This is a genomic window from Enterobacter cloacae complex sp. ECNIH7, from assembly GCF_002208095.1.
In the GTDB taxonomy this organism is placed as follows: domain Bacteria; phylum Pseudomonadota; class Gammaproteobacteria; order Enterobacterales; family Enterobacteriaceae; genus Enterobacter; species Enterobacter cloacae_M.
Window position 1 is genome coordinate 3,451,206 of sequence record NZ_CP017990.1, and the last position, 12,683, is coordinate 3,463,888.

11 protein-coding genes are annotated in these 12,683 nt (G+C 57.8%); 2 read left to right on the plus strand and 9 right to left on the minus strand.

Annotation, left to right across the window (positions count from 1 at the left end):
- Window positions 1–12: 12 nt before the first annotated feature.
- Window positions 13–474, minus strand: coding sequence for a GNAT family N-acetyltransferase (locus tag WM95_RS16980; protein ID WP_063409247.1), 462 nt, complete (start codon window positions 472–474; stop codon window positions 13–15).
- A gap of 71 nt (window positions 475–545) precedes the next feature.
- Here WM95_RS16980 and rbn point away from each other — a divergent pair, with 71 nt between their 5' ends.
- Window positions 546–1,463: a ribonuclease BN gene (rbn, locus tag WM95_RS16985; protein WP_063409248.1), complete on the plus strand. Its 918-nt coding sequence runs from the start codon at window positions 546–548 to the stop codon at window positions 1,461–1,463.
- Between the two features lie 64 nt (window positions 1,464–1,527).
- Entirely contained in the window at window positions 1,528–2,532 is a 1,005-nt protein-coding gene (locus WM95_RS16990; protein ID WP_023312530.1) for a chemotaxis protein, read from the plus strand.
- Between the two features lie 92 nt (window positions 2,533–2,624).
- On the opposite strand, the gene nuoN is transcribed toward WM95_RS16990, so the two are convergent.
- From nuoN to nuoG, 8 genes are all read right to left on the minus strand, one after another.
- Window positions 2,625–4,082 (minus strand): NADH-quinone oxidoreductase subunit NuoN, encoded by a 1,458-nt coding sequence (gene nuoN, locus WM95_RS16995; RefSeq protein ID WP_023312531.1) that lies wholly within the window; start codon window positions 4,080–4,082, stop codon window positions 2,625–2,627.
- A gap of 6 nt (window positions 4,083–4,088) precedes the next feature.
- The gene (gene nuoM / locus WM95_RS17000; RefSeq protein WP_023312532.1) at window positions 4,089–5,618 is read right to left on the minus strand and encodes an NADH-quinone oxidoreductase subunit M; all 1,530 of its coding nucleotides are present in this window, start codon (window positions 5,616–5,618) and stop codon (window positions 4,089–4,091) included.
- A gap of 76 nt (window positions 5,619–5,694) precedes the next feature.
- Window positions 5,695–7,536, minus strand: a complete 1,842-nt coding sequence (nuoL, locus tag WM95_RS17005; protein ID WP_088544891.1) for an NADH-quinone oxidoreductase subunit L — start codon at window positions 7,534–7,536, stop codon at window positions 5,695–5,697.
- Entirely contained in the window at window positions 7,533–7,835 is a 303-nt protein-coding gene (nuoK, locus tag WM95_RS17010; RefSeq protein WP_003861496.1) for an NADH-quinone oxidoreductase subunit NuoK, read from the minus strand. The genes nuoL and nuoK overlap by 4 nt, the downstream gene beginning before the upstream one ends.
- Window positions 7,832–8,386, minus strand: a complete 555-nt coding sequence (nuoJ, locus tag WM95_RS17015; RefSeq protein ID WP_023312534.1) for an NADH-quinone oxidoreductase subunit J — start codon at window positions 8,384–8,386, stop codon at window positions 7,832–7,834. The genes nuoK and nuoJ overlap by 4 nt, the downstream gene beginning before the upstream one ends.
- 10 nt (window positions 8,387–8,396) lie before the next feature.
- The gene (nuoI, locus tag WM95_RS17020; RefSeq protein WP_003861491.1) at window positions 8,397–8,939 is read right to left on the minus strand and encodes an NADH-quinone oxidoreductase subunit NuoI; all 543 of its coding nucleotides are present in this window, start codon (window positions 8,937–8,939) and stop codon (window positions 8,397–8,399) included.
- 13 nt (window positions 8,940–8,952) lie between these two features.
- Window positions 8,953–9,930 (minus strand): NADH-quinone oxidoreductase subunit NuoH, encoded by a 978-nt coding sequence (gene nuoH, locus WM95_RS17025; protein ID WP_063409250.1) that lies wholly within the window; start codon window positions 9,928–9,930, stop codon window positions 8,953–8,955.
- Entirely contained in the window at window positions 9,927–12,650 is a 2,724-nt protein-coding gene (nuoG, locus tag WM95_RS17030; RefSeq protein ID WP_023312535.1) for an NADH-quinone oxidoreductase subunit NuoG, read from the minus strand. The genes nuoH and nuoG overlap by 4 nt, the downstream gene beginning before the upstream one ends.
- Window positions 12,651–12,683 lie beyond the last annotated feature (33 nt).

Below are 12,683 nucleotides of genomic sequence, written 5' to 3' on the forward strand. Positions count from 1 at the left end.
AACGACTCGCCATTACGCCTGCTTCGTTTCCCGCGCCATGCCGATATGCGGAATACCATCTTCGTCATACACTTCCGTTACCGGCGTGAAGCCAAAGTGGGCATAGAACGACTGCAGGTGCGCCTGCGCGCCCAGGTATAACGCCTTGTCCGGCCACTGTTTCCGGCACGCCTCCAGCGTTTTTTCCATCAGCTGATAGCCCAGCTTTTCACCGCGTGCCTTGCCGCTGATGATGACGCGGCCAATGACGACAGGCTCAAAATCGTCTTCGCTTTTCAGAATCCTCGCATACGCCACCAGCTCGTTATCCCGCCAGCCGAGGATATGGCGGTTCTCACCAACGAGGTCATCGCCGTCGATGTCCTGATACGGGCAGGTCTGTTCCACAACAAACACTTCACAGCGCAGCTTCAGCAGGGCATAAAGTGAATGAACGGTGAGTTCGCTATGATGTAAATCTTGCCACTGGATCATGTCAGTCTCCTTCCTGGGGTTCATCACGTTATACTAAACCCCTCCCCGTTCGGCAAAGGGCTGATTGCGTTATGGAACTGATTTTTCTGGGTACGTCCGCTGGCGTGCCAACCCGCTCACGAAACGTGACGGCGATCCTGCTGGATCTTAAGCATCCCACCCGCGGCGGGCTGTGGCTGTTTGACTGCGGTGAAGGGACGCAGCATCAGCTGTTACACACCGCTTACCACCCCGGCAAGCTGGATAAAATTTTTATCACCCATCTGCATGGCGACCACCTGTTTGGCCTTCCCGGCCTTCTGTGCAGCCGCTCGATGGCCGGTAACGCCAACCCGCTGACGATTTACGGGCCAGCGGGTATTCGTGAATTTGTTGCAACTACGCTACGCCTGAGCGGGTCATGGACCGATTATCCGCTGGAGGTCGTTGAGATTGCCGAAGGGCTGGTATTCGATGACGAGGATTATCGGGTTACTGCTCAACCGCTCAATCATCCTGTGGAGTGCTATGGCTACCGTATTGATGCGCATGATAAACCCGGCGCGCTGGATGCCGCCGCGCTGATGGCCGGCGGCGTAAAACCCGGGCCGCTGTTCCAGCGTCTTAAGCACGGAGAGACCGTCACGCTGGAGGACGGACGCGTCATTAACGGCCAGGATTATCTCGCCGCACCGCAGCCCGGCAAAAAACTGGCGATTTTTGGCGATACGGCCCCATGCCCGGCAGCGCTCACGCTGGCTCAGGGCGTGGACGTGATGGTGCATGAAGCGACGCTTGAAACGGCGATGGAAGAGAAAGCCAACGGCCGGGGCCATAGCTCCACGCGACAGGCGGCACAGCTTGCCCGTGACGCGGGCGTCGGGCGGCTCATCGTCACTCATGTCAGCTCGCGCTACGACGCGCGGGGCTGCGAAAAGCTGCTGGCAGAGTGCCGCGCGCTGTTCCCGGAATGTGAGCTGGCCGAAGATTTCGCTCAGGTTAGCGTTTAGTCCTTCATTTTTCCCTCAGGATGCCGATAACGATTAAAAGGTCAGCATTTCTCTCGAGGGTAGAATGGATAATTTCCAGAAAGATATTGATGACAGGGCGAATCTGACCCTGTCGAACCGTTTTGAACTGTTGCTGTTCCGTCTTGGCACCTCTCTGAACGAAAATAAATCTGAGCTGTTTGGCATTAACGTCTTTAAGCTGCGTGAAATTGTTCCGATGCCGGAGTTCACGAAACCCGCCGGGATGAAATCGCCGCTGATGGGAATGGTGAATATTCGCGATCAGGTGATCCCGGTGATTGACCTGGCCGCCGTGGCGGGCTGCAAGCCCACCACCGGGCTGAACATCCTGCTGATCACCGAATATGCGCGCAGCGTGCAGGCGTTTGCCGTGGAATCGGTTGAGAACATCATGCGTCTGGACTGGAAGCAGGTGCATGCGGCGGAAACCGCCGTCAGCGGTCGCTACATCACCAGCATCGCGTGTCTTGACGAGAAGACCGATACCAACGATCTGGCGATGGTGCTGGACGTTGAGCAGATCCTGTATGACATCACCCCGGCCAATCACGATCTGCACGCCACGAATCTAAAGACCACCAAATTCCATATCAAGCCAGGCGCTGTCGCTATCGTTGCAGAAGATTCTAAGGTGGCGCGCTCGATGCTGGAGAAAGGTCTGCAGGCGATGGAGATCCCCGCGCAGCTGCATATCACCGGCAAAGACGCGTGGGAGAAAATTGGCGTGCTGGCCGCACAGGCGCAGGCTGAAGGAGTTCCCATCACCGATAAGATCGCTCTGGTGCTGACCGACCTCGAAATGCCTGAGATGGACGGTTTTACGCTCACGCGCAAAATCAAAACCGACCCGGTATTGAAGGACATTCCGGTAGTGATCCACTCTTCCCTTTCCGGCAACGCCAACGAAGACCATATTCGCAAGGTGAAGGCCGACGGGTACGTCGCGAAGTTTGAGCTGAACGAGCTGTCGTCGGTGATTGAGGAAGTGCTGGACCGCTCGATGAAGAAGATTGACGGGCCGTTGATTAGCCGCAAGCAGCTGGCTTAAGCATGGTGCGGGCTGATGCCCTCACCCCGGCCCTCTCCCATGGGGAGAGGGAGAAAACCATAAAAAAACCCGCCGAGGCGGGTTTTTTGTTTTTACATCAGCGGCATCGCTCGCTGCACGATATCAATCAGCGGCTGCGGATAGATACCGAAGATCAGCACCAGCAGTGCGGAGATAAGCACGACGATACCACCGGCGCTGTACTGCCAGTTGGTTGGGGCATCACGGTTGAGCTGCTGAGGCGCGCTCAGGTACAGGCTCACGGCCACGCGCAGGTAGTAGTAGAGACCAATCGCGGAGCCGATAACCACGCCCGCGGTCAGCCACCACAGGTGCGCCTGCACACCCACAGCCAGCACGTAGAACTTACCGATGAAGCCGAGCGTCATCGGGATACCTGCCAGAGAGAGCATCATCACGGTCATTACCGCGGACAGGATCGGACGGTGCCAGAACAGACCACGGTAGGAGAACAGTGAATCGGCATCCGGGCCACGGTACGGGCTGGACATCAGGCTCACCACGCCGAAGGCGCCGAGACTGCTGAACAGGTAACCGGCCAGATACACGCCTACGGTTTCCATCGACATCTCGCCGCTCTGCAGCGCAATCAGCGCCACCATGAGGTAGCCCAGATGAGAGATAGACGAGTAGCCCAGCAGACGCTTGATGTTGGTCTGGCTCAGCGCCATCAGGTTACCGAAGATGATGGAGACGAACGCGATAATGCCCAGCACCACGCGAACCGCTTCGCTGTCACCCACAGGCGCGTACAGGAACAGACGCATGACCACACCGAAGATAGCGATCTTGCTCGCCGTCGCCAGGAAGGTCGACACCGGAGCCGGGGCGCCCTGGTATACGTCTGGCGTCCACAGGTGGAACGGCACCAGAGAGAGTTTGAAGCCGAGGCCAACAATCATCATACCCAGACCTGCCAGCAGCAGCGGCTCATGCAGCATGCCGTCACCGAGGCTCTTGCCGAGCGCCATAAAGGAGAGGTTACCGGACTGTGCGTACAGCAGCGCAATACCAAACAGCAGGAACGAGGACGCAGCAGCAGACAGAATGGTGTACTTGATGCTTGCTTCCAGGGAGCGCTTCTGACGGAAGGCGTAACCAATCAGGCCGAACAGCGGCAGAGAGATCAGCTCAATACCGAGGAACAGCGCGGCCAGGTGGTTCGCATTCGCCAGCAGAATGCCGCCCAGCGCGGCAATCAGAACCAGCAGGTAAAACTCTTCTTTGTTGTCGTTGTAGCCTTCGAGCCACGGGTACGCAAAGGTACAGGTTGCCAGGCTCGCCAGCAGCACCAGACCGGTATACAGCATGGCGTAACCGTCAACGCGCATCAGCGGGGTGACGTCCATCGCCCCACCCTGGCCAACAAACCAGAGAGAGACTAACGCGGCGTTCAGGCCGATGACCGACAGCGTGGCATTCAGGAAGTGATTGCGTCGCCACGCAATGGAGAGCATCACAACCACCACCGTCAATCCGACGATCAGCAGCGGTAGCAGCGCGATCAGTTGTTGTGGAGTTATTGTCATGGCGAATTACGGCCTTGTAGTAGAAGCAGAATTAACAAACCACTGCTGGATGTTGCCCATCGCGCTATGCGAGGTATCCAGAATCGGCTGCGGGAAGAAGCCCAGCAGCACCAGCAGTACGACCAGCAGCAGGATGATGAACAGCTCACGCAGCGACATCCCCGGCAGTTCTTGTGCAGCAATTTCGCTCTTCGCTTTACCGAAGTAGGCGCGGTGCAGCATCGCCAGCGAGTACACGGAAGCGAACACCAGACCAAAGGTGGAGATCACGGTAATCACCGGTACCACTTTGAAGCTGCCGAACAGAATCATAAATTCGCCGACGAAGTTACCGGTACCCGGCATCCCCAGGGTAGCCACCGCGAAGAACATGGACAGCGCTGGCAGCCATTTAATTTTGCTCCACAGGCCGCCCATCATGCGCATGTCGCGGGTATGCAGACGCTCGTACAGCTGACCGCACAGGATGAAGAGGCCGGCTGCGGACAGACCGTGCGCAATCATCTGGATCACTGCGCCCTGGTACGCCAGCTGGCTGCCGGTGTAGATAGCAATCAGCACGAAGCCCATGTGGGAAACGGAGGTGTAGGCAATCAAACGCTTGATGTCGTACTGCGTGAAGGCCATCCAGGCACCGTAGAAGATACCGATCACACCCAGCCACATGGCAATCGGTGCGAACTCTGCGGAGGCATTCGGGAACAGCGGCAGTGCGAAACGCAGCAGACCATAGGCGGCCGTTTTCAGCAAGATGCCCGCCAGGTCAACGGAACCCGCCGTTGGTGCCTGAGAGTGCGCGTCTGGCAGCCAGCCGTGCAGCGGAACGACCGGCATTTTCACCGCGAACGCGATGAAGAAGCCCAGCATCAGCAGGTATTCAACGCCGTGGGACATTGGCGTCTTCAGCAGATCTTCGTAGTTGAAGGTCCAGGTACCGGTCGCGTTGTGGTGAACAAACACCAGCGCCAGAATAGCAATCAGCATCACCAGACCACTCGCCTGGGTATAGATGAAGAACTTGGTTGCCGCCGTGATACGCGTTTTACCGTCGGACGCCTTGTGGCCCCACAGCGCGATCAGGAAGTACATCGGCACCAGCATCATCTCCCAGAAGAAGAAGAACAGGAACATGTCGATGGCAAGGAACACGCCGATCACGCCGCCCAGGATCCACATCAGGTTCAGGTGGAAGAAGCCCTGGTATTTTTCGATTTCTCGCCAGGAGCAAAGTACCGCCAGAACGCCGAGCAGACCAGTCAGCACCACCATCAGCAGCGACAGACCGTCAATCGCCAGGTGGATCGTAATGCCGAAACGCGGGATCCACGGCAGGATGAACTCAGACTGCCACTGCGGAATGCCCGCAGACTGGGTCAGTGAGTAACCGCCCTGCAACCACAGTTGCAGGCCAAGCGCGAGCGTCAATCCCATGGTGATCAGCGCGATCCAGCGCGGCATCTTCACGCCAAAGCGTTCAGTCTGCCAGCACAGGAAGCCGCCGATGAAGGGAATTAATATTAGCCAGGGTAGTAACATGGCGATTTACATTCCTTTTTAAGGCCCCCAGCAGGGGCCTGATTTTCAACGAATTCGAATAAAATTCACTTAACGATCAACGCAACACCATCAGCAGCGCCAGCACGACAACCGCACCGATGCTCATGGACGCCACATACCAGCGCAGGTAACCGTTCTCGCTGTACAGCAGGCCTTTACCTGCAAAGCGGGAAAGGATCGCCGGGATATTCATCAGGCTGTTCAGCTGGTCGCGCTTCAGCAGCCACGCAATGCCCAGGAACGGCTTAACGAAGATCATGTCGTACAGCCAGTCGAAGCCCCACGCGTTGTACCACCAGGTGCCCAGCAGGCGGCCCGGCGCACTGTTGGCAACGGCAGTCACCAGCGTACGTTTGCCCAGCCACAGCCATGCAGCGATCAGGATGCCCGCGATAGCGACCACACCGGAGGTGATTTCAAGCGTCAGAACGCGACCGTGCTCAAGCTCGGTGGTGTCTGGCAGTACGCCCTGCAGCGGTGGCACAATCATCGCGCCAACGAAGGTGGACAGTACCAGCAGCACAATCAGCGGCAGGTGGTGGGTAATCCCCTTCCCTGCGTGAGCGTGAATTTGTTCTTTACCGTGGAATACGATGAAAATCATACGGAAGGTATACAGGGAGGTCATGAACGCACCGACCAGACCCGCAACCATCAGATTGATATGACCATTCGCCATGGCACCCGCAAGGATTTCGTCCTTACTGAAGAAGCCCGCGGTGATCAGCGGCAGTGCCGCCAGCGCCGCGCCGCCTACCAGGAAGCAGACATAAACCAGTGGAATAGACTTACGCAGTCCGCCCATCTTGAAGATGTTCTGCTCGTGGTGGCAGGCCAGGATCACGGAACCAGATGACAGGAACAGCAGCGCTTTAAAGAACGCGTGCGTCATCAGGTGGAAAATGGCTGCGTCCCACGCCTGAACACCCAGCGCCAGGAACATGTAACCGATCTGGCTCATGGTGGAATACGCGAGAACGCGTTTGATGTCGGTCTGCACCAGCGCGGCAAAGCCTGCCAGCACCAGCGTGACCGCACCGACGATACCCACCAGATGCAGAATTTCCGGGGTCATCAGGAACAGGCCATGGGTACGCGCAATCAGGTAGACACCGGCGGTTACCATGGTCGCGGCGTGGATCAGCGCGGAGACAGGGGTTGGACCCGCCATCGCGTCGGCCAGCCATGTCTGCAACGGCAGCTGCGCGGATTTACCCACGGCGCCACCCAGCAGCATCAGCGTTGCCCACCACAGCATGTTGTTGCCTGCAGCGAAGTGCGCCGGCGCCAGTTCCACCATTTCGCGGAAGTTCAGCGTGCCCAGTTCGTTGTAAAGAATGAACAGCGCGAAAGCGAGGAAGACGTCACCCACGCGGGTCACGACGAACGCTTTCATGGCCGCTGCGCCATTCTTCGGATCGGTGTAGTAGAAACCGATCAGCAGGTAAGAACACAGACCTACGCCTTCCCAGCCCAGATACATCAGCAGCAGGTTATCGGCCAGCACCAGAACCACCATGCTGGCGATAAACAGGTTGGTGTAGGCGAAGAAGCGGGAGTAACCCTCTTCACCGCGCATATACCAGGAGGCAAACATGTGGATCAGGAAGCCAACGCCGGTGACCACGGAAAGCATGGTCAGCGAGAGGCCATCCAGCACCAGGTTGAAGCCGATGTTGAAATCACCGACCGACATCCAGGTCCACAGCGGCACGCTGAAAGGCTGACGCCCGTTGTTAAAGAAATCGATACCCGCATACGCCGTCACCAGCGCAGCCAGACCGATGGAGCCAATGCCCACGGTCGCAGACAGATTCTCAGACCAGCGGCCGCGAGAAAACGCCAGCAGCACGAAGCCAATCAGCGGAAAAATAATGGTTAAGGCAAGCATGTTCATCCACGCAACTCACTTACTGAATCGATGTTCAGGTTCTGGCGGCGACGATGGAGCTGCAGCAACAGCGCCAGGCCAATACTCGCTTCGGCAGCCGCAAGGCTGATGGCGAGAATGTACATCACCTGACCATCGGTCTGGCCCCAGTAGCTTCCGGCGACCACGAAGGCCAGCGCGGAGGCGTTAATCATGATTTCCAGACCGATCAGCATAAACAGCAGATTGCGGCGGATAACCAGACCGGTCAAACCCAGAACGAATAAAATCGCAGCGAGGATCAGTCCATGTGTTAAGGGGATCATGCGCGCTCCTCCGTTTTTCTTTTCGCGCGGTCGTCAGTGCGGTTGCTCAGCACCTCACCAGCACGCTCTTCGCGGCCAACGTGGAAAGCAACAACCAGACCTGCCAGCAGCAGCATTGAGGCCAGTTCAACCGCCAGAACGTATGGGCCAAAGAGCGTGATACCGACCTCTTTAGCGCCAATCGGCGTGCCGTCGATGCCCTGATCGTTGACGCCCAGAATGGCGTAAACAATCACCGCCAGCATGATGGCCGACAAAATTGCCGGACCAATCCACACCTGCGGTTTTAACCACTGACGTTCCTGCTCTATTTCAGAGCCGCCCAGGTTCAGCATCATCACCACGAACACGAACAGCACCATGATGGCCCCGGCGTAGACGATGATTTCCAGCGCACCGGCGAAGTGCGCGCCCAGCGCAAAGAACACCCCGGAAATGGCCAGCAGCGAGATGATTAAGTACAGCAGCGCATGCACCGGATTGGTGTGCGTAATCACTCGCAGCGTAGCCAGGATGGCGATAAGGCCACAGATATAAAAAGCGAATTCCATTGCCCTCTCCTTACGGTAACAGGCTCTTGACGTCGATAGGCTTAGCTTCGTTCTCTGCTTCGCCCTTATCTTTGCCGTCGATTGCCATACCCGCCATCCGGTAGAAGTTATATTCCGGGTATTTGCCCGGACCGGAAATCAGCAGATCCTCTTTCTCGTACACCAGGTCCTGACGCTTGTACTCACCCAGCTCGAAGTCTGGAGTCAGCTGAATCGCCGTGGTTGGGCACGCTTCTTCACACAGACCGCAGAAGATGCAGCGTGAGAAGTTGATGCGGAAGAACTCAGGGTACCAGCGGCCGTCTACCGTCTCTGCTTTCTGCAGAGAGATACAGCCTACCGGACACGCTACCGCACACAGGTTACAGGCAACGCAGCGCTCGGAACCGTCCGGGTCGCGCGTCAGCACGATACGGCCACGGTAGCGCGGCGGCAGATATACCGGCTCTTCCGGGTACATCCGGGTTTCGCGTTTGGCAAACGCGTGCAGGCCGATCATCCAGATACTGCGTACCTGGGTACCGAAGCCTACCAGTAATTCTTTTAAGGTCATGGTCTATAGCCCCTTATGGCTGCTGCCAGAGAATGACAGCGGCCGTTACCAACAAGTTGACGAGCGTCAGCGGCAGGCACACTTTCCAGCCGAAGGACATTACCTGGTCGTAACGCGGACGCGGTAACGCTGCGCGAATCAAAATGAACATCATCATGAAGAACGCGGTTTTCAGCGCGAACCAGATGAACGGCGGTAAGAACGGGCCATGCCAGCCACCGAAGAACAGCGTTACCATCAACGCGGAAATGGTGACGATACCGATGTACTCGCCCACGAAGAACAGACCGAATTTCATACCGGAATATTCGATGTGGTAACCGTCCGCCAGTTCCTGTTCGGCTTCTGGCTGGTCAAACGGGTGACGGTGACACACCGCCACGCCCGCGATAGCAAAGGTAATAAACCCAAAGAACTGCGGGATAACGTTCCAGATGCCGGCCTGGTTGTTGACGATGTCGGTCATGTTGAATGAACCGGCCTGCGCCACCACGCCCATCAGGGAGAGACCCAGGAACACTTCGTAGCTCAGCGTCTGCGCGGAAGCACGCATCGCACCCAGCAGCGAGTATTTGTTGTTACTGGACCAGCCTGCGAACAGCACCGCGTAAACCGCGAGGCCTGCCATCATCAGGAAGAACAGAATGCCGATGTTCAGGTCAGCGACCACCCAGGTCGGGCTGACCGGAACGATAGCAAACGCCAGCAGCAGCGAGGTGAAGGCGATCATCGGTGCCAGAGTAAAGATCACGCGGTCAGAGAAGCGCGGGATCCAGTCCTCTTTAAAGAACATCTTGATCATGTCCGCGACCAGCTGGAGTGAACCACCCCAGCCCACGCGGTTCGGTCCGTAACGGTTCTGGAACAGACCGAGCAGACGACGTTCACCAAAGCTCATGAACGCGCCGCAGGTGACCACCACCAGCAGAATAACAATTGCTTTCAGAATGCTCAGCAGGATGTCGATAAGATCCGGCGTTAACCAACTCATGCTTTTGCCTCCTGCAGATTATCAAGACGCGCACCCGCCAGAACCGGCGCGATGCCAGGCATACCCATCGGCAGACCCACCTGCCCTGCTGTCAGACCTTCGGAGATAATCAGCGGCAGGCTGATTGTCTGGCCGTCATAGCTAAAGGCAATGTTTGCGCCCGCGTTAACGCCAAGCTTCGCGGCATCCGCCGGGTTGAGCTTGATGTACGGCTGCGGCATACGAGTCTGGAAGACAGGTGAACGCTGGGACAGCTCGTCGCTACCGAACAGATGGTAGTACGGCGCGATACGCCAGCTGCCATCCTGCGCCTGGAAGCTCGCTGGCACGGTGGTGAAGAAGTCCAGACCGGTTTCGGAGGCTTCAATCAGACGCACGCCCGGATCGCCGTGGCGCAGGGAGCCACCCACTTCAGCCTGGAACTTGTTCCATGCCTGCGGGGAGTTCCAGCCTGGCGCCCATGCGAACGGGATTTGCGAACGCGGCGCAGACGGCTGGTTGTTCCCTTCCATGGAGAAGGCGAACATGGTGTCTTTATCCTGCGGCTGGCGCGGTTCGTGCACGCTGATGTTGGCGCGCATCGCGGTACGGCCGCTGTAGCGGTGCGGTTCACGCGCCAGTTTCTGGCCGCGAATGCGGAAGCTTGCTTCAGGTGCGGCATCTTTAATGCCTGCCAGCTGAGGCAGTTTTTCCACTACCGCGTCGATAACATGGTCGAGCTGCGTCCAGTCCACTTCACGGCTCTGCACGGTGCTGTGCAGGGAGTGCAGCCAGCGCCAGCTTTCCAGCATCACGGTGTTGCTGTCGTAGTACGCCGGGTCGTAAACCTGGAAGAAACGCTGCGCGCGACCTTCGTTGTTGATAACGGTACCGTCGCTTTCTGCGAAGCTTGCCGCAGAAAGCACCAGGTGCGCTTTGTCCATGATCGCGGTTCGCTGATGGTCAATGACCATCACCAGCGGCGCTTTGGAGAGCGCGGCGTCAACGCGAGCGGCAGAGGCGTGGCGATGCAGGTCGTTTTCGAGCACCACAACGGCGTCAGCGGCACCGGATTCCAGTTCGCTTAACGCTTCTTCCAGCGAGCCGCCGCCGATCATGCCCAGACCAATGCTGTTCACCGCACGGGCAATCATGGTCACACCGACGTCCGCACCGCGGCCTTTCAGGGCTTTGGCAACGTTGGCTGCCGCCTGAATGATCTCGGCGCTACCGGCGTTGGTACCGGAAATAATCAGCGGTTTTTTCGCACCCGCCAGTGCCTGAACAATCACGTCGACCTTGTTCTGCAGGTCGCGATCCAGCTCAACGGCCGGCGAGCTGCTATCCAGCGCGTGGGCAATCGCAAAGCCAAGACGAGCCTGATCTTCAACCGGCGCGCAGTAGGTCCACGCAGCGATATCGTCCAGACGGGTGTTATCGACGTTGGTCACAAACAGAGGATGCTTCGCGCGCTGGCCGATGTTCAGGATCGCCGCAATCTGCCAGTCAGCCACTTTCTGCGCCGCTGCCATTTCACGTGCTTTACCCTTCACCGCCTGACGAACCGCCAGAGCCGCGCGTGCGCCCGTCTGCGTCAGGTCTTCACCCAGCACCAGGACCGCATCATAAGATTCGATTTCGCGCAGCGCAGGGGTATGAATACCGCCTTCACGCAGCACTTTCAGTACCAGCTGCAGACGTTCCTGCTCGCCCTGAGCGATACCGGTATAGAAGTTTTCCGCTCCAACCAGCTCGCGCAGCGCGAAGTTGCTTTCGATGCTGGCGCGCGGGGAGCCGATACCGATCACTTTCTTCGACTGACGCAGAATATCTGCCGCGCCCTGCATCGCCTGCTCAGCGTTCAGGGTAATGAAGTCGTCGCCACGGCGCTGAACCGGCTGACGCGGACGGTCTTTCAGGTTCACATAGCCATAGCCGAAACGACCGCGGTCGCACAGGAAGTAGTGGTTAACGGTGCCGTTGTAACGGTTTTCGATACGACGCAGCTCGCCGTAACGCTCACCCGGGCTGGTGTTACAGCCGAGGGAACACTGCTGGCAGATGCTTGGCGCAAACTGCATGTCCCATTTACGGTTGTAACGCTCGGAGTGAGTTTTATCCGTGAATACGCCTGTCGGGCAGATTTCTACCAGGTTACCAGAGAATTCGCTTTCCAGCGTACCGTCTTCCGGACGACCGAAGTAGACGTTATCGTGCGCGCCATATACGCCCAGATCCTGACCGTCTGCGTAGTCTTTGTAGTAACGCACGCAGCGGTAGCAGGCGATGCAGCGGTTCATTTCGTGAGAGATGAACGGCCCCAGGTCCTGGTTACGGTGGGTACGCTTGGTAAAGCGATAGCGACGGAAGCTGTGGCCGGTCATCACGGTCATATCCTGAAGGTGGCAGTTACCGCCCTCTTCACAGACCGGACAGTCGTGCGGGTGGTTGGTCATCAACCATTCCACAACGCTTTCGCGGAACTGTTTGGCTTCTTCGTCATCAATCGAAATAAAAGTGCCTTCGGTGGCTGGCGTCATACAGGACATCACCAGGCGACCACGCGTGTCTTCCGCGTTTTGATATTGCTTCACCGCACACTGGCGGCAAGCACCGACGCTGCCCAGCGCCGGATGCCAGCAAAAGTACGGAATATCGAGGCCAAGAGACAGACAAGCTTCCAGCAGGTTGTCCGCCCCGTTGACTTCGTATTCTTTGCCGTCTACATGAATCGTAGCCATTAGCATGCTTCCAGTTGGCTCGGTCGAAACCGA